The sequence below is a fragment of the Chryseobacterium indologenes genome (assembly GCA_016025055.1).
GTDB classification, from domain to species: Bacteria; Bacteroidota; Bacteroidia; order Flavobacteriales; family Weeksellaceae; genus Chryseobacterium; species Chryseobacterium indologenes.
The window spans coordinates 3,263,650-3,284,545 of sequence record CP065590.1; the positions used below are offsets into that span (position 1 = coordinate 3,263,650).

Consider the following 20,896-nt stretch of genomic DNA (forward strand, 5'->3'; position numbering starts at 1 on the left):
CATTTTATTTTTTTATAAATTTCGATTGAACGGTTTTACCATCTGCTGTTTCAATGTTCAAATAATAAACTCCGGTTTGTAAATGACTGATGTCAAATTGTTTTCCGTTTAATTTACCTTCAGAGACTTTTTGTCCTGAAGCAGAGTAAACCAATATCTTTTTAGGATCTTTCCCTGTAATAAATTCCAGTATTGTATTGCTTGGATTAACAGCGAATCTGATCTCGTTTTCAGATTTTGTTTTTTTCAATAACAGCCAGAGTGGCACTATCATACACCACATCATCCATCTGGATAGCGGTATGCATGGCGCTTCCGATCATTTTAAAGGCTATATACTGGTTAGCTGAAGCCGGTACCTGCAAAGAATACTGAGTATTTGCAGGATTTAAATTGATCACACTTCCTATTGGGGTAAATGATGACATATCAGAAGTACTGTTAACCAACCCCACCTCTAAAGTTCCGGTGGCCCCTGATGCAGACCCCGAAGTAAGAGCAGCAGTAAATGAAACTGTCTTGGTTCCGTCCGGAGCTACAATCTGTGGCGAGATGAGATATCCTGCTGTATTGGCAGAACTGAAGCTATAATACTGAATGGTCTTATTAGCTCCCCCTGCTGCATATACCCACGGACCGTCCGTTGCATTTTGAACTCTATTCCAGTTTTTTTGTGGCCAAGCTGCTGCAGGACCTGCAGGACCGGCAACGAATGTATCAAAATTTTCATTGATAGAAGTGAGTTGGGCATTAGCTGTAACAGCTGTTAGCAATAAAGTTCCTAAGAGTAGTTTTAGCTTCATAATATTTATTTTTATTTAGAATTGTTATACAAAAGTATATATTTATTTTTAACTATTCTAAATAAAGCTTTATATTTGTCGAAAATTTTTTGCCTTTATGAAGAAGAAAGTACTTTCCATACTGTCACTGTCATCCATTTTCCTGGTGAATGCGCAGCAACAGGATTCTCTTAAACATAAAAAAATAGAAGAGGTTGTCGTTACCGGACAATATACTCAGCAGTCTATTAATAAATCCATATATAAGGTTGAAGTTATTAATGCGGAACAAATTAAGAATATGGCGGCTACCAGTGTGGCAGATGTTCTTAACCAAAGTTTGAATGTGCTGATTATCTCAGATCGCAGATCAGGAAATTCTACAGCCAACCTGATGGGACTGGGTGGAGAATATACGAAAGTACTGATCGATAATATTCCCGTTGTGGGAGACATAGGCCTTGGAAATAATATAGATCTTACCAAGCTGAATATCAATAATGTTGAAAGAATAGAAGTGGTAAGAGGCTCTATGGGGGGTTGATTACGGTAGCAACGCAGTTGCGGGAGTCATCAATATTATTACCAGAAAAAACAGTCAGAAAGCATTGACTCTTAATGCTTCTGTGCAGGAAGAAACAGTAGGAAAAGAGTATGATTTTAAGAAAAAAGGGGAAGGACGGCATATTCAGACTTTGAATGTAGGATACAACATCAACGAAAACTGGTATGTCGGGGCTAATATTAATCGGAATGACTTCCAGGGATTCAAAGGAACGCAGGAAGGATATAAATATTTTGAACAGGACGGCAAAAGAGGATACCTTTGGCAGCCTAAAGATGTCCTGAATGTCGACGGAGTTCTGAGATACAGTAAAAATAAGACATCCATCTTCTATAAATTTGGCTTTGTCAACGAAAAACTCAATTACTATAATCCGACCGTAGGAGAACATTTTTATAGTGTAACCGACAGAACCTACTTTTCAAATGACAGAGATTATCAGACGACACGATATCTACACCAGCTTAATGTACAGACTAAACTGGGGGCTGTAAACTATACCGGAGATTTCTCTTATCAGACTCAGGACAGAAAATACAGAGATTTTAAATACGATATTCCTAATCGAAAAGTAATTGGAAATAAAGATGACTACCAATCTTATAATAAAGCAGATGTCTTCTATTCAAGAGGAGTATTCAGCAACTTTTTAGATAGTAAGAAAATTGATTTCCAGTTAGGGTATGAATTGGATCATACCTCAGGATATGCCGGCAATATAGCAGGCACTTTCAAGGGGACGGATAATGTGAAAAGGAAGATATTTAATTACGCCAATTTTATGTCCATCGAGTGGAATGCCACGGATTGGTTATCACTGCGTCCCGGATACCGTCTTGCTTTGAGCGATAAGTTTGATGCCCAGCATAATTATTCATTGACTGCCAGAGTGAAAGCTACGGAAAATGATAACCTTAGATTGGTAGTAGGAAGCGCCAACCGTTTCCCGAATTTTGATGAACTATATACCTATATGGTAGACAGTAATCACGATATCAGAGGAAATGAAGACCTGACTCCCGAAAAAGGAATGACCGTTTCTGTAAACGGAGAAAAAGAATCAGTACAGATTCCGGATGGAACCTGGGACTGGGAGCAAGCGCTACTTATCTTCATGTAAAAGACAGAATAGAATCGGTAACTGTTAGCAGACAGCCTTTGAAATATCAGTATCTCAATCTGAATAAATATGAATCCTTCTTATTTGAAGCCAATTTCAAAGCACAGAAAAAACAGCTTGCTTTAGCGGCTAACGTTGCATATTACGGAATTTCCAAAAATTAAAAGACGGAGACGCCGTTTCTCCCAATGATTTCTTCTTTACGCTGGAGGCTAATGCTGTGGTGAATTACACCATTCCGAATGTCAATACCACACTTTCTCTATTCTACAAATATACCGGAAAAACCCAGGAGTTCGTATTATCAGGTGACCTCAAAAAGCCGGAATACAGAATCGGAGAACGGGATGATTTTCATATGATGAACTTCATTGTAACGCAACCTTTCTTTAACAACCATCTGGAGCTAAGTCTCGGTATTAAAAATATCTTCGATGTTTCTTCAATAAGAGATACCACACTTCCGGGAAATGCCCATGAAGCAGCAGATCCGAAAATTAACCTTTTCTATGGCAGAAGTTATTTAGCCAGATTAAGCTACAATTTTTAAAATTCTAAAAATGAAAAAAATACTATTTTATCTTTTGCTGGGAGTGTCGTTTGTATCACAATCCTGCGTCAATGATAATGAAGACCCGGTACCCGTAGCTCCTTCCGAAGGAGTATCCGTAAAACCGGATGTAAGAGGTTCAGCACAACCGAATCAGGTGTGGATTGATTTTAGTGATGTAGATCAGAATGGCCAACCAAGGCAAACGGTTAACGTCCGAACAGATTGGGATCTTGCCTTTTATTCCGGTGCTGAATTTAAGGTAGTCCTGAATTCATCTATCATGATGGCAGCCACTAAAATTCCTGGTATTACCAATATAGAAGCTGTAAAAGAATCCGACGTTGCTACTCTGAAAGAAGTGGTACAGGTGGCCAACTTTGATACGGAAAATACCATATATATTGATGATGTAAAAGGAAATTATCCTTCCGGGTATACCGCAATTGGAGAAATCAAAGCCAACGAAGCCGACAATGGAGTATATCTTGTCAATTTAGGTAAAGAACTTTACAAAGGGAGTATTGCCGTGGGATCTACCATCACAGGAGGAGACGAAAGAGGTTGGATAAAAATACAGGTGACAAGACAGGCAGATGGTTACAAAGTACGATACGGCGATATTAATGCCGTTGGAAATGCTATTAAAGAAGTCGTAATCAAGAAAAATAATGCCTACAACTTTGTTTTCTTCAATTCTAAAACAGGAAAAGAAGTACTTGTACAACCTGAGAAGAATAAATGGGATATCAGTTTCTCCGTATTTACCAATATTGTGATGGGAGCGGGAAGCTATGTGAACGCAGACTTCGTCACCATCAACAATATCGCTAATGTGGGGGGCTTATGAAGTGAAAATAACCTCGGGATCTGCTGTAGAAGCTTATAATAAGTTTAAAAGAGCAGATGTAAATGATTCAAAACTGGTTTATAATGAACAAAGAGTAATCGGAGGGAACTGGAGAGAAGTAGGACCTTCAGGATCTAAAGTAAAAGGAGATGTTTTCTATATCATTAAAGACTCTTCCGGAGCGTATTACAAGCTAAGATTTGTACAGCTTACCGATGATAAAGGAGAAAGAGGACATCCGATGTTCCAGTATAAAGCATTATAAAAAATCAAATAACCCCATCTTATGAGATCACCCCACGACCGTATATGAGTGCAGTGATTTTCATCAGATCTAAAAATAAATCTGTACTTATGAAAAAATTCATCCTTGCAGCGTCTGTTCTCGCAGCAGTATATTCTTGTAAAAAAGCAGAAGGCTCAACAAAAGAAAATACAACGGAAGCAACTTCCGAAGCTCCTAAGAGCAATAATAAAATCGTAACACTAAATGGTGGTATTACAGAGATTGTAAGTGCCCTGGGCCACGAAAAAGAAATCGTAGGAACTGATGTTACCAGTACATATCCCGCATCCTTAAAGGCTACTGCCAAAGATTTAGGACATGTAAGATCGATCACTATAGAACCGATTATGGCCGTTAATCCTACTTTGATCCTTGCCTCTGATAAAGATATCAATCCTGAATTAATGGGTAAAATTAAATCTTCAGGCATTAAAGCTGAAGTCTTCAAACAAGAGTTTACTGTCGATGGTACTAAGAAGCTTATTGCTGATGTAGCAAAAGCTATAGGAAACACCGATTATCAGAAGTTAAACGATAAAATCGATGCAGACCTAAAACAGATACAGCCAATGGCTAAAAAAGCCTAAAGTATTATTCATCTATGCAAGAGGAAATATGTTGATGGTTTCCGGTAAAAATACTCCGATGGCTTCCCTTATTGAGCTTGCAGGTGGAGAAAATGCCGTTAATGATTTCGAAGATTTCAAACCATTGACTCCCGAAGCGGTTGTGAAGGCTAATCCTGATGTATTGTTCTTCTTTGAAACAGGATTGCAGGGAGCGGGAGGAAATGAAGGTGCCCTTAAAATGCCGGGAGTTTCCCAGACCAATGCCGGGAAAAATAAGAAGATCATCGCAATGGATGGAGGATTAGTGTCAGGTTTCGGACCGAGACTGGGAGAAGCAGCAGTTGGATTAAACAAACTTTTAATTGAAAACACAAAGTAAACTATACTTTTATCTTATTGTAAGTGCAGTGCTGCTTGTTATCATAGCAGTACTGTCACTTAATACAGGAGTTTATGACTTCGGCGCAAACTCTGCTTTTAAAGTATTATGGCAATTTATAAAAGGAGATCCCAATTTATCTTTAAGTGATAAATATGTGGTCTGGGACGTTCGGGCAGCCAGAATTATAATGGCTGTTTTAATAGGAAGTATGCTAGCGGTTTCAGGAACGAGCCTTCAGGGATTGTTCAAGAATCCTTTGGCAACGGGAAATTTAATTGGACTTACCTCGGGAGCAACATTATTGGCAGCAATTGCAATTGTTTTAGGAGGATATTTCAAAGAGTATCTTCCTGAAGCTGTGCAGTTTTCACTGGTAGGAATCTCCGCTTTTATAGGATCTCTTTTATCAATGATGCTGGTGTACAGAATTTCTACAAGCGGAGGAAAAACCAATGTAGTCATGATGCTTCTGACAGGGGTGGCCATTACTGCCATTGGATTCTCCATCACAGGATTTCTGATCTACATTTCAAAAGATGAGCAACTCAGAGACCTCACCTTTTGGAATTTAGGGAGTCTTGCTGCAGCTACCTGGACGAAGAATATCATTTTAGGAGTTGTTTTAATCCTTGCATACATCATTCTGCTTCCGAAAGGAAAGGCTTTCAATGCCATGATGTTAGGCGAAAAAGATGCCCAGCATTTAGGAATCAATGTGGAAAGACTGAAAAAACAGATTATCATTATCGTAGCCTTGATGGTGGGAAGCTGCGTTGCATTTTCCGGAACAATTGGCTTTGTAGGACTTATTGTACCTTATATATTAAGGCTTTTATTCAAATCCAATTATACATTCATTCTGCCACTTTCAGCGGTATGCGGAAGCATATTACTGTTAACGGCAGATACCTTCAGCAGAAGTATTGTAGCACCATCAGAACTGCCGATAGGAATTCTTACCGCATTAATGGGAGGACCTATTTTTATCGCTATTTTAGTTAAATTTAAAAAAGCATTGTAATGATCAAGGCACACCAGATTAATTATAAGCATAAAGATTTTCATATTCTGGATGGAGTAGATGTTGCTCTGGAATATGGTGAGTTCCTGGCAATCGTAGGACCGAATGGAGCCGGGAAATCAAGTCTGCTGAGTGTTTTGGCAGATGAGGTGAGAACCGGAAAACAAAAAGTCCTGTTTAAAAACAAACCCATTGCCGAATGGAATGTAAAAGAACTCTCCAGACATAAAGCCAAATTTTCCCAGCACAACAGCAACGATATTCCTCTGGAAGTAAAAGATGTGGTGATGATGGGAAGATATCCTTATTTTGACTCCCAGCCTGCAAAAGAAGACCTTGAAGCGATGAATAATATGATGTATGAAACAGATGTTTTTCACCTTAAAGACAGAGAATACAATACCCTTTCAGGAGGAGAAAAGCAAAGGGTACACCTTTCCCGTGTGATGGCTCAGCTGCAGAATGATATTGCCCATAAACTGATGTTTCTCGATGAACCCCTCAATAATCTTGATATAAAACATCAATACAAAGCATTGGATATCATCAAAAAATTCACGCTGAAAGCCAATAGTGCGATTGTTGTTTTACATGACCTGAATCTTGCGGCACAGTTTGCCGATAAAATTTTATTGATGAAATCAGGGAAAGTTTCAGCTTACGGTACACCACAGGAAGTATTTACAGCAGAAAATATTACTAATGCCTATAACTTTCCTTGTACCATCTGCGATCATCCTATTACCAATAACCCAATGATCATTTTCGGATAACTAATGGAAAAAAAAGAATTAAAGATCCTTGCCCAAAACCTTGCTCATCCTCAGGGTGAAAAAGGGATAGAAATCGGTGAAATGATGAATGCCACCAACATCGGAATGACGCTGGAAAGCATCAAAGCACTTATTATAGAAGACAACGAGACAATCCTCGAAATAGGACATGGAAATGGCGGTCATGTAAAAAGTATTTTCAGTCTGGCAAAAAACCTGAAATATACAGGAATCGATATTTCTGAAACCATGTACCATGAAGCCCGGAAATTGAATAAAGATTTTGAAAATCAGGCCAATTTTGTCTTATACGACGGAAATAAGCTTCCCTTTGAAAACAAGGTTTTTGATAAAATTTTTACCGTCAACACCGTGTATTTCTGGGAAAATCCGATTGAATTTCTAAATGAAATCTACAGGGTTCTGAAGGATGACGGAATATTTGTCCTCACATTCGGACAAAGAGATTTTATGGAAAAATTACCATTCACAGCCTATAATTTTACCCTCTACAACAATGATGAGATGGAAGAATTAGTATCAAAAAGCCACTTTACAAGGATGAAGACTTCTGAAAAAGAAGAAGAAATAAAAAGCAAAACAGGAGAAGAAACAATACAAAGAATTTATACAGTTTTAACCATTAAAAAGTAAATAATGAGCACATTAGTTAACGACCTAAAAGAAAAATGGGAAGCTTTGAAAGCTGAAAATCCACATCTAAGAATAAGAAATGCAGCAGCGCAATTAGAGGTAAGTGAGGCAGAATTATTGGCTACAAGCCTAGGAGAGGGAGTAACGATTCTGAATCCGGATTTTCCCGCCATCCTTACTGAAGCAGAGCAATTAGGAAAAGTAATGGCGCTTACCCGTAATGATGAATGTGTTCATGAAAGAAAAGGAACTTACCTTAACGGTGATTTCAGCAGCCCGCATGCACAGCTTTTTGTAGGGGAAGATATTGATTTGAGAATTTTCCTGAACCACTGGAAATTTGCTTTTGCTGTCGTGGAAGGTGATAAAAAAAGTCTTCAGTTCTTCGGCAAAGACGGTTTGGCTCTTCATAAAATCTATCTGACTAAAAACAGTAACGAGGAAGCTTTCGATGCTGTTGTCGAAAAATTCAAGGCTGAAGATCAGAATCAGATCTTAACATTTGAAGCTGTAGCGCCAAAGCAGCCGGAAAAAGCAGATTCAGAAATCGATGTGGAAGGTTTCAAAAAAGCATGGACAGAACTGAAAGATACTCATGATTTCTTCATGATGACCAGAAAATACGGAGTGAGCAGAACGCAGGCGCTAAGATTGGCTCCGGAAGGGTTCACCCAAAAAATTGATAATGCTAAAGTGGTGAATGTTTTGGAGGAAGCTTCAGAAAAAAATACACCTATTATGGCATTTGTAGGAAACAGAGGAATCATTCAGATTCACACCGGAAATGTAAAGAAGACACTTTGGCACCAGCAATGGTTCAATGTAATGGATCCTAACTTTAACCTTCACCTGGATGTTACCAAGATTGCTGAAGCATGGATCGTTAAAAAACCTACAGAAGACGGGGAAGTGACAGCAATTGAAGTATTCAATGCAGACGGAGACTTTATCGTTCAGTTTTTCGGAAAAAGAAAGCCCGGAATCCCTGAACTTCAGGAATGGAAAGATTTGGTGGCAAGCCTGGAAAAATAATAATTAGATGATTTGAATAAGACCGTTTTGTTTATAAGATTCAAAGCGGTCTTTTTTATGGTGGATAAACCTTGTGATCATGAGGTTATTGTAATATATTTAAATGATGAAAATATAAAATGTACTAAATAATAGTAAAAACAAAAATGAAAAATATTCTCATAGGAATGCTTTTGACGGGATTTTGTACTTTACAGGCGCAGAATTTTAAAGCATATCAGTTTTATGATAAAAAAGGGAAGGAGGTAAATACCGATAAGATCGTTAAAGAATTAGCAGACTATGATGTTGTTTTCTTTGGTGAAAATCACAACAGTTCTGTCAACCACTGGCTTCAGTTAAAGATTACAGAAGCCTTATATGAAAAGAAAAAAGGACAGCTGATTTTGGGAGCTGAAATGTTTGAAAGAGATAACCAGCCTCAGCTGAATCAGTATTTAAAAGGGAAGTTTGATGCTAAGACCTTCAAAGATTCTGCCCGTTTATGGAATAACTATGCCACTGATTATAAACCGTTGGTCGATTTTGCTAAAAATAAAAAACTGAATTTTATTGCGACCAATATTCCAAGGAAATATGCTTCCCAAACAGCAAAAGAAGGATTGGAATCATTAAATAAATTAAGTGATAAAGAGAAAGCTTATATTGCTCAGTTACCCATTAACGTAACCCTGGATACACCGGGCTATCCTGAAATGAAAGCCATGATGGGAGATCATGCTGAAGGTACAAAAGTGATGAACTTTATTTCTGCACAGGCCACAAAAGATGCGACAATGGCAGAATCAATCGTGAAAAATTTTCAGGCCGGAAAGACATTTATCCATTACAACGGAAACTATCACAGCAAGGAGTTTGGTGGAATCTACTGGTATATCAAACAGAAGAATCCCAATATGAAAATGGCGGTAATCTCTGTTTTCGAATCTGAAGATCCTGAGCTGAAAATTCCGTCAAAAGATTATATTCCGACTGATTTTAATCTGATAATTCCGGGAGATATGACCAAGACTTTTTAAAACAAAACATGTTTAGATCAATAGAAACGGGCTCTAGCCCGTTTTTTTTATACAAAAAATACAATGGCTTTAGCCAAAACATAATGACATTATTTACCTTTGTACAACATTCAATTACTATGAAAAAAATATCCATTCTGTTTATCTTTTATATCGGTCTGTTCAATGCGCAAAATTTTACTTCCCATGAACTTTCAATAATCAATCAGGGAGATGTGCATTCTGCGCTGCCTATTTACCAGACAACAGATGCCAATCAGCATAAAACACTGTTGAATTTTTCCTCTGAAGCCAATCCTACAGACGCAAACACGGTTGTTTTGGTGAAAAGAATGAAAGAATCACTGCTGTCCACAGATGGGGGAGTAGGTATTGCAGCTCCGCAGGTAGGTATCAACAGAAAAGTAATCTGGGTGCAGCGATTTGACAAAGAAGGAGCTCCGTTAGAATATTTTATCAATCCTGTGATTGTGTGGAAATCTGATTTACAAAACCTGGGACCGGAAGGAGATCTTTCCATTCCTGATTTCAGAGACCAGTTCTACAGGAGTAAAGTCATTCAGCTTGAATATGTAGATTTAAAAGGGCAAAAATATTCAGAAATAGTAGAAGGTTTTACAGCAGTTATTTTTCAGCACGAGATAGACCATCTTTTTGGAATACTCATTTCCGATAAAAAAGAAAAAGAGAAAAACAATTCCTATAAGAAAGTCGATGCTTACCAGAAGAGTGATCTCAACAAAAGATAAAACAGAGACAACCAGTAAGTACCAAGTAATACATCAGCGAAGCAGTATGAATAGAGATCCATCCAATAGATATATCGATTAAATTCTTAGCGCTCTTTTTCCAGTCTAAATCTTTTTTTTTTTGGGTTTCGTTTAAGAACATAAGCCTTGAACTTATACATAATCATCTGTAAAATCCTTGGTTAAAAAAATAAAAAAGGAGCTGTTTTCAATCTGAAAACAGCTCCTTCCATTATAACTATGCTTAAAAAAATTGGATTAATCGTTGTTGGTTACTGAAAGCTTCACCTCAATATTATTTCTTGTAGCATTAGAATACGGGCAGATCTGATGTGCTTTTTCCGTTAACGACTGCGCCTCTTCAATAGAAACTCCGGGTATATTAACGTCCAGCTCTGCTGCCAGTCCAAAACCTCCGTTTTCCAATTGACCAATGCTAATCTGTGCCGTTACTGTGGTTTCACCGGTCTTTATTTTTGACAGACTGATCACACGGTTCAGAGCACTATCAAAACATGCAGAATATCCTGCTGCGAAAAGCATTTCGGGGTTGGTAAAATCATCATTTGCTCCACCAAGAGCTTTAGGCATTTTTACTTCAAGATCAAGAACATTGTTTTCACTTTTTACATGACCGTTTCTTCCGCCGGTAGCGGTTACTTTTGTGGTATATAAGGTTTTCATTATTTTTCTATTTTGTTTAATATTTTGAGTACTGTGTCCTTAAGATGCAACAATTCCTCAGGTTGTATATCGAGTTTTTCCTGGATTTTTCCCGGAATTTCACAGGCTTTTTTCTGAAGTTGTCTTCCGGATTCTGCTAAAAATACTTCAACCACTCTTTCGTCCTCCTTTTTTCTTTTTCTGACGATAAATCCTTTTGCTTCCAGCCTTTTGAGAAGTGGAGTCAGAGTACCACTGTCCAGAAACAACTTATCTCCGATATGACTTACCGCAAGTCCATCATTTTCCCATAATATCATCATGACAAGATATTGGGGATAAGTGATGTCTAGCTCATCGAGGAAAGGACGGTAAAGTCCTGTAATCTCTTTGGCGATCACATACAGAGGAAAGCAGATCTGGTTTTCCAGTTTAGGTGTTTTCGGAGTTTCCATAAGTTTAAATACGAAAGATTCGATGAAGGTATTACTTTTTTATGATAAATTCATCCATAGGAACACGGACTTTTTTCATGCCGGAAAGCCAGTCATTAGCTTCGTCACGGTATCCCAGGTACAGAAGACTTACACTTTTTAAGCCCAATTCTTTCAATCCCAACACTTCATCCACCACTTCATTACTGAAACCTTCTGCCGGAGTGCTGTCGATTTTAAGTTCTGCAGCCTGTGCCAAAGCAATTCCTAACGCAATATATGTCTGGCGGGCTGTGTGGGCAAAATGTTGTTCAGGAGTCTGTGCTCCGTATATTTCTTTGATTTTATCCGTATAGCTTCCGAAACGACCTCTTGGAAGATCTCTTACATCGGTGTGATAATCATATACTTTGTCAATTTTCTCATTAGAATAGCTGTCCCATGCTGCAAAAACCAATACATGAGATGAGTCTCTCATAACTTCAGGGTTTAAAGCGCCAGCCACCATTTTTTCTTTGAGGTCCTGATTTTCTACAACGATAACCCGGAAAGGTTGCAATCCTGATGAAGTAGGTGCCAGTCTTGTAGCTTCTAAAATAGTTTGTAAATCTGCTTCTGAAACTTTTTTGGACGGATCATATGCTTTTACGGCATGTCGCCAGTTTAAATCTTCTAGTAATGACATTTTTCTTTTTGTTTTTAAATTAAACTATCTGGTGTTTATTTCTTATAAATTAACTATGCAAATATAAAACCAATTAAATTGTGTACAATTTAATTTTGATAAATTTTATTGATAATGATTATTTATGAAAAGAAAAATGTTTACCAATTGAAAAGCTGGCAGATAAATTCATTGTTCTTGTTTTGCTCCTGTTATCACGATTTTCCCATGATTTGGATTTTTTATTTTTTTAATTATTCTAATATTTGCAAAAGAACATTAAACTAAAAACAATGCAAAAATTTAAAAACAAGACGGCTTTAATCACTGGAGGAACGAATGGGATGGGATTGGCAACAGCTCAGCAATTTATTGAACAGGGGGAACAGTAATTATTACCGGGAGAAGTAAAGAAACCATCAACAGAGCTTTAAACCAACTAGGAGAAAGGGCTCATGGAATTGTTTCCAATGCCGGAAATATGAGTGACATAATGAATTTACAGACTGAGGTAAAGAAATATACAGAACAGATTGATCTGCTCTTTCCTAATGCAGGGTATGGAAAACCAGCTCCAATTGAATTTGTGGAGGAAAGCCAGTTTGATGAAATATTCAATATGCTGGTTAAAGGAACTTTTTCACGGTACAACAGATATTACCATTAATGAAAAAAGGAAGTACTATTGTTTTAAATACTTCAGTAGCTACGGAAATTGCTATGAAAAATTTTTCAATTTATACTGCTGCAAAAGCAGCTGTACAGTCTTTTATTAAAACATTTGCTTTAGAACTTACAGACCGCGGAATCAGAGTCAACGGGATCAGTCCCGGGCACATCAATACCAATATCTTTAATAATACCGGGCTCACTGCTGAACAAATAGACAATGCCGTGCACCATATCATTCCTACGATACCGTTCAAAAGACAGGGAGAACCTGAAGAAATAGCGAATGTCGTTCTTTTTCTTGCCTCCGATGAAGCTTCCTATATTCATGGAGCAGAGATAAGAGTAGATGCAGGAATTTCTGTGATAAGATAAAATAGGGGTAGAAATTACTTCACCTCATTGATTTCTTTCACCATATTGGTTTTACTATCAACGCCGATATTGTAGGTTTTACCTTTTTTAAAGCTAAGATTAGCCTTTTCGATCAAGTTTTTATAATTGGAAGATTTCTTGGAAATATAAAAGACCTGAGCACTTATTCCGATGGCTACCCGTACAACTTCCTCCGGTTTATCAGGATCTTCAAGGATATTGTTGATGCTGGCATTATTGTACCAGGTTAGTTTCTGGGACTCTGAGCTAGAAGAACAGGATGTGATCATGATAAATACTAATAATAAATACGTCCAGACTTTCATAAATAATACATTATTGAGTAAAAAGCTCCTGTAATATACTATTATTTGCAGGAGCTCTATAAAAAGTTAGTTAGAATCCGCAATGTGCAGTACTTGGTACCGGAGCTGAACAACCTGACAGCGCTGAAAATGCTGTTAATGTACAGTTGGTATTTACCAGGTTATTATCATACAATAAAGAGCCTGCAGGATTTCTGTAATAGACATTCCCTGCAGTATTAGCATAAGAGGATACCGAAGTTGATCCACAAGTAGAGTTTGTACATAAAGCTCTCCATGCAGTATCGGTGATGGGACCTGTAGAGTTTAAAGAAGGGTCAATAATTCTTTTTTCAACAACTCCGGAAGCATTTTTAAAGCTTACGAGCACGGCCACGTGATATACCCATGATACACAGCATGTACCGGTAGATGCTCTCAGATTGCCATATACAAATTGTTTTTCACATTCATATCCGGCATTGTTTAATATTTGTCTCATTTTATGGGCCCTTGCATAGCATCCGTCTACAGGATATCTGAACGTGATGCAAGGAGAAGATGCGGTGGAAGTTCCACAAGATTGATTTTTGATTTGCGTAAATAAGCTGTTTAAGGTAGCCAGATTAGGGATAACACTAGCTAGTTTGCTTGTCGTTGCATCTGATTTTACCTCTTTGGTTAAGATAGATTTAAAATACCGAACATCTGCTTCGGTAGCTTTTTCCACTTTTGCAATTTCATTCGTGTTTGCTTTAGTAAAGACATGAATGGGTGACTCGCTTTTTACTGCCTGACTGATCATGGCGATAAAGTTTTCATTTTCTTTAGTATCCTTTATTGAAAAAGGTTGTGCACTAATCATGAAGGCGACCCTGTAGCTGTCATTCTCTTTTTGTATTCCTACCGGAACGGTTTTTCCAAAGTCTTTTACGACAACGTTTTTAGATTCATTAGATGTGAGGTTAGCTTCTTGAGCTGCATTTGAATCTGAGCAGGCATTGAATGACATTATAGTCACAAATGCCATCATGGATAGCAGAAATTTTTTCATAATTCTCATAAATTTGGTGGTTAAATGATTTTTTAGTGAATTAGTTCACTATTTTGTGAGATTAAAAGTAAAAAAAAATAGAATACCTGCAAATGTTTTTTGTAAAAATTTCAAATTAAACAAATAATTTTACTTTTTAAATTGTGTTTTTAATGTGAAAAATAGTGGTTTTGTTGATTATTATTGCGTGTTTTATAATTTTAATGATAGAAAAAAAAGGGGTAAAAAAAACCAGTTTCAATTTTTGAAACTGGTTTAAATATATTTTCCTACACCTATTTGTACATCAATTCTGCCTGGAATACATCTGCAAAATGCTTTCTGATTTTGGCCTTGATATCTTCCATTTCCTCAGGAGTCAATTCTCTTTCAAGCTCTCTTTTTAAAGAAGTCACCTGTTTGTCTTTGATTCCGCACGGAATGATATATTCGAAGTAACGCATATCTGTATTGACATTTAAAGCAAAACCATGCAGAGTGACCCATCTTGAAGCTTTTACACCCATCGCACAGATCTTTCGTGCATAGGGTTTCCCAACATCCAGCCAAACTCCTGTTTCTCCCGGAGAACGTTCTCCTTTAAGGCCATACTCACCGATCGTTCTGATAATAACTTCTTCCAGATTTCTCATATATAAATGAATATCCGTGAAAAAGTTTTCAAGATCCAGTACCGGATATCCTACGATCTGTCCGTAACCATGATAAGTGATGTCACCACCACGATTGGTCTTTACATAGGTAGCCTCCAGTTCTTTTAATTGATCAATACCGGCCAGCATATTTTCTTCATGCCCGCTTTTCCCTAAAGTATACACATGAGGGTGTTCTACTAAAAGAAGATGGTTCGGGGTGGTGATATGTTGCTCTGCCGGAAGATCTCTGTTTTTTATCTTGGTCTCAATAATATCTTTCATCAGTTTTTCCTGATAATCCCAGGCGGGCTGATATTCTTTGATGCCTAAATCTTCAAACTCTATTACTTTATTCTGATTTGTATTCATTTCAATTTTTGATATACAAATTTAGTGAATTTTACCCTTTTATGGAATGGATAAAATCTATGGCACTTTTCTTCCAATCTTTATCCTGTAGTAAAATATTCACAAAAGCCGTTCCTATGATACCTCCGTCTGCTCTTTCCGTTACATTTTCAAAATCCTCTTTGGATTTGATGCCGAAACCGATCATCACGGGATTTTTTAATGGGAGAGCAGCCAGTCTCGAAAGATAGTCTTCATTTTTCAATACAGCCTGATCATTTCCTGTGGTAGAAGATGAGCTTACCGCATACAGGAAACCTGAACTTAAAGAATCAAGGTACTGAATCCTTACATCCGATGTTTCAGGCGTAACCAAAAAGGTAAAGTTGAGGTTATATTTTTGCAATATCTGCTGATAGTTTTTTTCAAATTCGATGGGAGGAAGATCAGGAAGAATTAATCCTGAAACCCCGCTTTCTGCACATGCTTCACAGAATTTTTCAAATCCGAAACTCAAAACAGGATTGATATATCCCATCAGTATTAGAGGAATTTTTACCTCATTCTTAATTTTCTTTAACTGAGATAACAGTTTTTCTATAGTCATACCGTTTTGTAAAGCCAGCTCATGGGCCTTTTGAATGACAGGTCCGTCTGCTACCGGATCAGAGTAGGGCATTCCGATTTCAATCATATCAGCCCCTGAATCCTGGATAAGTCGTATAATATCAGCGGTGTCTTCCAGTCGGGGAATTCCTGCCGTGAAGTATATATTTAGTTTTTTCATTTTTTTATTGTATTGATGTATTCATGTAGAATGTGTTTATAACCAGGCTTTTATCTCTTAGAATCATTGTACATGCGTACTTTTTACATTTTACAAATTTTTAAGATACGTTTCCATATCTTTATCTCCACGGCCGCTCAGACAGATCACTACAATGTCATTTTCATTGAATTTCTTTTTGTCTAAAACCGCCAATGCATGGGAGCTTTCCAAGGCCGGAATAATCCCTTCCAGCTTTGTGAGTTCGAATGCAGATTGTAATGCTTCATCATCATTAATACTGAAAAATTCTGCCCGTTTTTCTTTGAACAGGTGGGCATGGAAAGGGCCGATCCCCGGATAATCCAATCCTGCAGAAATGGAGTGAGGCTCGATAACCTGTCCGTCTGTCGTTTGCATGACAAGACTCTTACTTCCATGAAGAACTCCCAAGGTGCCGAGGAATGTTGTGGCTGCAGATTTTCCGGAATCAACACCCAATCCTCCTGCTTCGGCAGCAATAATTTTCACGTCATTTTCTTCTACAAAATGGTAAAAAGTTCCTGCTGCATTGCTTCCTCCGCCAACACATGCAATGACATAGTCGGGGTTTTCTCTTCCGATTTTTTTCTTTAAGCTGTTCCTTAATCTCTTTTGAAATAACACTTTGAAATCTTGCCACAAGATCAGGAAAAGGATGAGGTCCCACCACACTTCCAATCACATAATGCGTGGTTACAGGATTGTTGATCCAGTCTCTTAAAGCTTCATTCACTGCGTCTTTAAGCGTTTTTGAGCCTGAAGTAGCCGCTACTACTTCTGCACCCAGCATTTTCATTCTGGCCACATTCGGAGCCTGTCTCTGAATATCGATTTCGCCCATGTACACGATGCACTGAAGACCCAGCAATGCGCAAGCTGTGGCCGTGGCCACACCATGTTGTCCCGCACCTGTTTCTGCGATGATTCTTGTTTTTCCCAGGCGTCTGGCAAGCAGAACCTGCCCCAAGGCATTGTTAATTTTATGAGCTCCCGTATGATTAAGGTCTTCTCTCTTTAAGTAAATCTTTGTGTTGTATTTCTTACTTAAATTTTTCGCAAAATATAATGGCGTAGCACGACCTACATAATGGGTAAGCAGGTCCTGGTATTCATTTTGAAAATCTTCAGATTCAATGATCTCCAGGTAGTTTTTTTGTAATTCTTCTACATTCGGATACAGCATTTCGGGGATGAAAGCTCCTCCAAAATCTCCGTAATATCCGTTTTCATCGGGGTTTTTATAATTCATTTTTTTATTCTTTAGTCATTAAATAAGCATGATTCTGAGCACTGAGCCCATTAAGTAATTTTTTCCTTTCATCAGATAGATGAAAGATTAAGATATCATCATCGTCAGAGTTGACCCATTCGGAATTAATATTCTCTTTGATTGATTTTGCTTTATCATATAAAATCTCAATATTACATTTTTCATAAAACGGACGGAGGTCTGTATGACAAAATCCAATGGTTTCCATATTTCTTTCCCTAAGATTCTCTGTAAAATACTCAACCAATCTGGCTCCATATCCTTTTTCTTCTGAGCAGCGACCAATCCGACTGCCTCGGCCAATGAGATTTCCTCTCCTGAAATATTTAGCGTAAAATCAAAATTTACCCGCAATACCGCTAAAATGGCCTCTCCAGCATCTACCAGGAAATGAAACTCGGAATCTTTAAAAAAGATTGAAAATAAGCTGCTTTCATCGTGTTCCAGGCTGAAATATCCCAAAGCCGGAGGATATGTTCTATTTCCTGTTCTGTTAATTCGGTTGTTTTTTTGATCTGATATTTCATGATTTTTAATTGTGGTTAAATTTAATAAAGAGTTCCGAAGGGACGATTTACCCGGCAAAGCAGATAAACTCTTTGTCACTTAACGAAAATACTCCATAACAACCTCTTAAAAGAAATTTTCATATGTCTTACCTTTTGTTTTCATCCATTTGGATGGATGTGCTTTTATTTCCCGAACCAATTTCATTGATGAAATCATTTCTGTACTTCATACTGAATACAATGTGTGGATTTATCCAATCCCGGTTTAAATCGTACCGTTGGGGCTTTTTTGAATGGTTTGGCTGAATTTTTTTATTCGTTCAATATCTTTATTACCGGGTGATGTTTCAAATTTTGAATTGATATCCAGGGCAAACGGTTTATGATTCAGGGTTTCAATATGACCGATATTTTCTTCTGAGATGCCACCACTCAGGAAATAGGGCAGAGGGATATTCAGCTCATTTAATATTGACCAGTCAAACTGTTTTCCGGTTCCGCCGAATGCTTTACTGTCAGTATCAAACAGATAATAGGCAACCGGGAGCTCAGGGGTTAAGATGTTTATAATTTGTTTTATTTTGTTTTTATTTTCAGCCGTGTTATCGCCAATTCGTATCACCTTGATAATTCCGGTTTCCGGGTGTAATTTTTTCTTTAATTCAATCATAAAATCATCACTTTCATCGCCATGAAGCTGGATGAAGTTTAATCCTGCTTTTTGGGTTATTTCAAAAATTTTATCAACCTCTTCATTAACGAATACTCCAACTTTTCCGGGATAGTCAATCAGGGATATTTCTTCCAATGTCAGATGATTCAGAACATATCGTGGGGATTTTTCATAAAAGATGAAGCCCAGAAAATCCGCATTCATGGCAATCAATTCCTGAATCTGATCACGTTTTGTTAACCCGCAAACTTTGAGGGAAGGATAAAAATGATGGGCTGACGAATGATGTTTCATATCTTTTGTAGCAGGTTATTTTGAAATTTGCACACTGAAATCTTCAAATGCTTTGGCGGGATCAGGATTTCTCATAAAATATTCTCCCATCAGGAATCCTTCAAAACCTTTCTCTTTTAAATACATAAAATCCTCAAGGCTATAAATACCACTTTCCGCCACCGATACGACATCTTTCGGGAGAAGATTCTTCAGCTGAACAGAATGTTGTAAATCGACTTTAAAATCTTTCAAATTCCTGTTGTTGATTCCTACAAGATCAATATTTGAGTTAAAATGCTTCAGTTCTTCTTCCGTATGAATTTCCAGCAGAACCTCCATGTTGAGTTCATGGGCAAGGTCTGTAAATTCCTGCACCTGAGCAGGGGAAAGACAGGAGGCGATCAGTAAAATAACATCTGCCCCGATACTTTTTGCTTCGTAAAACTGATATTCATCGATCATGAAATCTTTTCGTAAGAGGGGAATATGGAGATGATTTCTTACTTTAAGAACATCTTCAGAACTTCCTCCGAAAAAATCTGTATCTGTCAGAATAGAAACACCGCTGGCTCCGTAGGTTTCATACGCTGAAGTCACTTCCAATGGTGAAACACTGTTGTTGATAATACCTTTTGAAGGAGATTGTCTTTTAAATTCGGCGATAATGCCGCTCTTATTTTTTACAGATTCTTTCAACGACAGGGTTTTCCTTTCAAAAAACTCCGTACTTTTTAATTGTTCCACAGGAATATGGGATTTTGCTGTTGCAACTTCCGCTTTTTTCCTTTCAATAATTTTATCGAGTATGTTCATTTTTAAATATTAGAAGATGGAAAAATTGTCAATTTATTCATCAATTTAACTTTCAATTTACCAAAAGTTCAAAGCTTTTTAATGCTTTTCCGCTTTCCAGGCTCTCCTTCGCTAAAAGAAGACAATCGTTATAAGTTCCGAATTTATTCGTGTGATATAATGCGACTGATGCATTGGCCAGAATCACTGAATTTTGCTGTTCTGTACCATTGCCTTCAAGAATATTCATAAAGATTTTTGCTGTTTCCTGGATGGTTTCTCCGGCTTTAATATCTTCCAGGGTAACCGGATTGAATCCCAGATCTTCCGCCGAGTAGATTTCTTCTCCCTGTTTTGTAATTATCTTACTGTCATGGGTTAAGCTTATTTCATCATAACCGTCCAGACCGTGAACAAGAACAAAGTCCTGAGCTTCTTTCTGCAGGAGATATTGATAAATTCTTGCAATTTCAAGGTTGTAGACTCCAATTACAGAATATTGCGGTTTTGCAGGATTAACTAATGGCCCCAAAAGATTGAAAAAAGTTCTTAGTCCCAATGATCTTCTCAACGCCCCAACTGATTGCAGCGCAGGATGAAAGTAAGGTGCATGCAAAAAACAGATATTTGCTTTGTCAAGATCTTCATTCAGCTGATCAGAATTGTTTTTGAACTGATATCCAAGTTCTTCCAGTACATTCGACGAACCTGTAGTGGTAGAAGCCCCGTAATTTCCATGTTTTGTAACCTTCTGTCCGGCTCCGGCCACTACAAAGCTGGCCAGGGTTGATATATTGATTGTGTTTTTTCCGTCACCTCCTGTCCCTACAATATCTATAGCATCACTGGCATCGATATGTACAGGAACAGCCATTTGCAGTAGAGCTTCTCTGAAGCCTTCCAGCTCTTTCAGGGTAATATTACGCATCAGAAAAACACTGATAAAAGCAGTGACCTCTGCTGTATTGAATTTATTTTGTGCAATTTCGGTCATCGTTGCTTTTGCCTCAGACTTCGATAAGGTATGATGATTGAAAAGGTATTGCAGGATTTCTTTCATTTGAGGAGT

At 37.7% G+C, this 20,896-nt stretch carries 22 protein-coding genes and 4 pseudogenes; 11 read left to right on the forward strand and 15 right to left on the reverse strand.

The window, feature by feature from the left end:
* Positions 1 to 4: 4 nt before the first annotated feature.
* Together H3Z85_14955 and H3Z85_14960 are read right to left on the reverse strand one after the other, a co-directional pair.
* Positions 5 to 250, reverse strand: a complete 246-nt coding sequence (locus H3Z85_14955) for a T9SS type A sorting domain-containing protein (protein QPQ50713.1) — start codon at positions 248 to 250, stop codon at positions 5 to 7.
* Complete coding sequence (locus H3Z85_14960) at positions 231 to 803, reverse strand: hypothetical protein (GenBank protein QPQ50714.1); 573 nt, start codon at positions 801 to 803, stop codon at positions 231 to 233. Before H3Z85_14960 ends, H3Z85_14955 begins: the two co-directional genes overlap by 20 nt.
* A 97-nt stretch (positions 804 to 900) precedes the next feature.
* On the opposite strand from H3Z85_14960, the pseudogene H3Z85_14965 reads away from it, so the two are divergent.
* The 10 genes and pseudogenes from H3Z85_14965 to H3Z85_15010 all read left to right on the forward strand — a co-directional run bounded on the left by H3Z85_14965 (position 901) and on the right by H3Z85_15010 (position 10,352).
* A pseudogene (locus tag H3Z85_14965) lies at positions 901 to 3,017 on the forward strand (TonB-dependent receptor plug domain-containing protein).
* 10 nt (positions 3,018 to 3,027) lie between these two features.
* A complete protein-coding gene (locus H3Z85_14970) occupies positions 3,028 to 3,867 on the forward strand; it encodes a hypothetical protein (GenBank protein QPQ50715.1) in 840 nt (279 codons plus the stop codon).
* Positions 3,851 to 4,132, forward strand: a complete 282-nt coding sequence (locus H3Z85_14975; protein ID QPQ50716.1) for a hypothetical protein — start codon at positions 3,851 to 3,853, stop codon at positions 4,130 to 4,132. The genes H3Z85_14970 and H3Z85_14975 overlap by 17 nt, the downstream gene beginning before the upstream one ends.
* A gap of 89 nt (positions 4,133 to 4,221) precedes the next feature.
* Positions 4,222 to 5,101, forward strand: a pseudogene (locus H3Z85_14980) (ABC transporter substrate-binding protein).
* Entirely contained in the window at positions 5,085 to 6,125 is a 1,041-nt protein-coding gene (locus H3Z85_14985; protein QPQ50717.1) for an iron ABC transporter permease, read from the forward strand. Before H3Z85_14980 ends, H3Z85_14985 begins: the two are co-directional and overlap by 17 nt.
* Positions 6,125 to 6,898: a heme ABC transporter ATP-binding protein gene (locus H3Z85_14990; protein ID QPQ50718.1), complete on the forward strand. Its 774-nt coding sequence runs from the start codon at positions 6,125 to 6,127 to the stop codon at positions 6,896 to 6,898. Before H3Z85_14985 ends, H3Z85_14990 begins: the two co-directional genes overlap by 1 nt.
* 3 nt (positions 6,899 to 6,901) lie before the next feature.
* Positions 6,902 to 7,552 (forward strand): methyltransferase domain-containing protein, encoded by a 651-nt coding sequence (locus H3Z85_14995; protein QPQ50719.1) that lies wholly within the window; start codon positions 6,902 to 6,904, stop codon positions 7,550 to 7,552.
* 3 nt (positions 7,553 to 7,555) lie between these two features.
* Positions 7,556 to 8,584, forward strand: a complete 1,029-nt coding sequence (locus tag H3Z85_15000) for a hemin-degrading factor (protein ID QPQ50720.1) — start codon at positions 7,556 to 7,558, stop codon at positions 8,582 to 8,584.
* A gap of 146 nt (positions 8,585 to 8,730) precedes the next feature.
* Entirely contained in the window at positions 8,731 to 9,603 is an 873-nt protein-coding gene (locus tag H3Z85_15005) for a ChaN family lipoprotein (GenBank protein ID QPQ50721.1), read from the forward strand.
* A gap of 119 nt (positions 9,604 to 9,722) precedes the next feature.
* Positions 9,723 to 10,352, forward strand: a complete 630-nt coding sequence (locus H3Z85_15010) for a peptide deformylase (GenBank protein ID QPQ50722.1) — start codon at positions 9,723 to 9,725, stop codon at positions 10,350 to 10,352.
* 258 nt (positions 10,353 to 10,610) lie between these two features.
* Here H3Z85_15010 and H3Z85_15015 read toward each other — a convergent pair whose 3' ends face one another.
* Genes H3Z85_15015 through H3Z85_15025 form a run of 3 tightly spaced genes read right to left on the reverse strand, consistent with a single transcriptional unit; the run spans position 10,611 to position 12,134 of the window.
* Positions 10,611 to 11,036, reverse strand: coding sequence for an organic hydroperoxide resistance protein (locus H3Z85_15015; protein QPQ50723.1), 426 nt, complete (start codon positions 11,034 to 11,036; stop codon positions 10,611 to 10,613).
* Entirely contained in the window at positions 11,036 to 11,470 is a 435-nt protein-coding gene (locus tag H3Z85_15020) for a MarR family transcriptional regulator (GenBank protein QPQ50724.1), read from the reverse strand. Before H3Z85_15020 ends, H3Z85_15015 begins: the two co-directional genes overlap by 1 nt.
* Before the next feature lie 31 nt (positions 11,471 to 11,501).
* On the reverse strand, positions 11,502 to 12,134 hold the full coding sequence (locus H3Z85_15025; GenBank protein ID QPQ50725.1) for an NAD(P)H-dependent oxidoreductase: 633 nt from the start codon (positions 12,132 to 12,134) through the stop codon (positions 11,502 to 11,504).
* 272 nt (positions 12,135 to 12,406) lie between these two features.
* Here H3Z85_15025 and H3Z85_15030 point away from each other — a divergent pair.
* A pseudogene (locus H3Z85_15030) lies at positions 12,407 to 13,157 on the forward strand (SDR family oxidoreductase).
* 14 nt (positions 13,158 to 13,171) lie between these two features.
* On the opposite strand, the gene H3Z85_15035 reads toward H3Z85_15030, so the two are convergent.
* The 10 genes and pseudogenes from H3Z85_15035 to trpD all read right to left on the reverse strand — a co-directional run bounded on the left by H3Z85_15035 (position 13,172) and on the right by trpD (position 20,887).
* Entirely contained in the window at positions 13,172 to 13,483 is a 312-nt protein-coding gene (locus tag H3Z85_15035) for a hypothetical protein (protein ID QPQ50726.1), read from the reverse strand.
* Between the two features lie 70 nt (positions 13,484 to 13,553).
* Positions 13,554 to 14,516 (reverse strand): hypothetical protein, encoded by a 963-nt coding sequence (locus H3Z85_15040; protein ID QPQ50727.1) that lies wholly within the window; start codon positions 14,514 to 14,516, stop codon positions 13,554 to 13,556.
* A 275-nt stretch (positions 14,517 to 14,791) separates the two neighbouring features.
* On the reverse strand, positions 14,792 to 15,520 hold the full coding sequence (gene lipB, locus H3Z85_15045; GenBank protein ID QPQ50728.1) for a lipoyl(octanoyl) transferase LipB: 729 nt from the start codon (positions 15,518 to 15,520) through the stop codon (positions 14,792 to 14,794).
* A gap of 31 nt (positions 15,521 to 15,551) precedes the next feature.
* Positions 15,552 to 16,286, reverse strand: a complete 735-nt coding sequence (locus tag H3Z85_15050) for a tryptophan synthase subunit alpha (GenBank protein QPQ50729.1) — start codon at positions 16,284 to 16,286, stop codon at positions 15,552 to 15,554.
* Positions 16,287 to 16,376: 90 nt separating this feature from the next.
* Positions 16,377 to 17,556 (reverse strand): annotated as a pseudogene (trpB, locus tag H3Z85_15055) (tryptophan synthase subunit beta).
* Positions 17,557 to 17,560: 4 nt separating this feature from the next.
* Entirely contained in the window at positions 17,561 to 17,785 is a 225-nt protein-coding gene (locus tag H3Z85_15060; GenBank protein ID QPQ50730.1) for a hypothetical protein, read from the reverse strand.
* A 172-nt stretch (positions 17,786 to 17,957) separates the two neighbouring features.
* Positions 17,958 to 18,104, reverse strand: coding sequence for a hypothetical protein (locus tag H3Z85_15065; protein ID QPQ50731.1), 147 nt, complete (start codon positions 18,102 to 18,104; stop codon positions 17,958 to 17,960).
* 247 nt (positions 18,105 to 18,351) lie between these two features.
* On the reverse strand, positions 18,352 to 19,053 hold the full coding sequence (locus H3Z85_15070; GenBank protein QPQ50732.1) for a phosphoribosylanthranilate isomerase: 702 nt from the start codon (positions 19,051 to 19,053) through the stop codon (positions 18,352 to 18,354).
* A 15-nt stretch (positions 19,054 to 19,068) separates the two neighbouring features.
* A complete protein-coding gene (trpC, locus tag H3Z85_15075) occupies positions 19,069 to 19,848 on the reverse strand; it encodes an indole-3-glycerol phosphate synthase TrpC (protein QPQ50733.1) in 780 nt (259 codons plus the stop codon).
* 52 nt (positions 19,849 to 19,900) lie between these two features.
* Positions 19,901 to 20,887 (reverse strand): anthranilate phosphoribosyltransferase, encoded by a 987-nt coding sequence (gene trpD, locus H3Z85_15080; protein ID QPQ50734.1) that lies wholly within the window; start codon positions 20,885 to 20,887, stop codon positions 19,901 to 19,903.
* Between the last annotated feature and the right edge of the window lie 9 nt (positions 20,888 to 20,896).

Coding starts and splice junctions, on each gene's coding strand:
- H3Z85_14960 (QPQ50714.1), bottom strand. CDS start 803: ATGAAGCTAAAACTACTCTTAGGAACTTTATTGCTAACAGCTGTTACA.
- H3Z85_14970 (QPQ50715.1), top strand. CDS start 3,028: ATGAAAAAAATACTATTTTATCTTTTGCTGGGAGTGTCGTTTGTATCA.
- H3Z85_14975 (QPQ50716.1), top strand. CDS start 3,851: ATGTGGGGGGCTTATGAAGTGAAAATAACCTCGGGATCTGCTGTAGAA.
- H3Z85_14990 (QPQ50718.1), top strand. CDS start 6,125: ATGATCAAGGCACACCAGATTAATTATAAGCATAAAGATTTTCATATT.
- H3Z85_14995 (QPQ50719.1), top strand. CDS start 6,902: ATGGAAAAAAAAGAATTAAAGATCCTTGCCCAAAACCTTGCTCATCCT.
- H3Z85_15000 (QPQ50720.1), top strand. CDS start 7,556: ATGAGCACATTAGTTAACGACCTAAAAGAAAAATGGGAAGCTTTGAAA.
- H3Z85_15005 (QPQ50721.1), top strand. CDS start 8,731: ATGAAAAATATTCTCATAGGAATGCTTTTGACGGGATTTTGTACTTTA.
- H3Z85_15010 (QPQ50722.1), top strand. CDS start 9,723: ATGAAAAAAATATCCATTCTGTTTATCTTTTATATCGGTCTGTTCAAT.
- H3Z85_15015 (QPQ50723.1), bottom strand. CDS start 11,036: ATGAAAACCTTATATACCACAAAAGTAACCGCTACCGGCGGAAGAAAC.
- H3Z85_15020 (QPQ50724.1), bottom strand. CDS start 11,470: ATGGAAACTCCGAAAACACCTAAACTGGAAAACCAGATCTGCTTTCCT.
- H3Z85_15025 (QPQ50725.1), bottom strand. CDS start 12,134: ATGTCATTACTAGAAGATTTAAACTGGCGACATGCCGTAAAAGCATAT.
- H3Z85_15035 (QPQ50726.1), bottom strand. CDS start 13,483: ATGAAAGTCTGGACGTATTTATTATTAGTATTTATCATGATCACATCC.
- H3Z85_15040 (QPQ50727.1), bottom strand. CDS start 14,516: ATGAAAAAATTTCTGCTATCCATGATGGCATTTGTGACTATAATGTCA.
- lipB (QPQ50728.1), bottom strand. CDS start 15,520: ATGAATACAAATCAGAATAAAGTAATAGAGTTTGAAGATTTAGGCATC.
- H3Z85_15050 (QPQ50729.1), bottom strand. CDS start 16,286: ATGAAAAAACTAAATATATACTTCACGGCAGGAATTCCCCGACTGGAA.
- H3Z85_15060 (QPQ50730.1), bottom strand. CDS start 17,785: ATGGAAACCATTGGATTTTGTCATACAGACCTCCGTCCGTTTTATGAA.
- H3Z85_15065 (QPQ50731.1), bottom strand. CDS start 18,104: ATGAAATATCAGATCAAAAAAACAACCGAATTAACAGAACAGGAAATA.
- H3Z85_15070 (QPQ50732.1), bottom strand. CDS start 19,053: ATGAAACATCATTCGTCAGCCCATCATTTTTATCCTTCCCTCAAAGTT.
- trpC (QPQ50733.1), bottom strand. CDS start 19,848: ATGAACATACTCGATAAAATTATTGAAAGGAAAAAAGCGGAAGTTGCA.
- trpD (QPQ50734.1), bottom strand. CDS start 20,887: ATGAAAGAAATCCTGCAATACCTTTTCAATCATCATACCTTATCGAAG.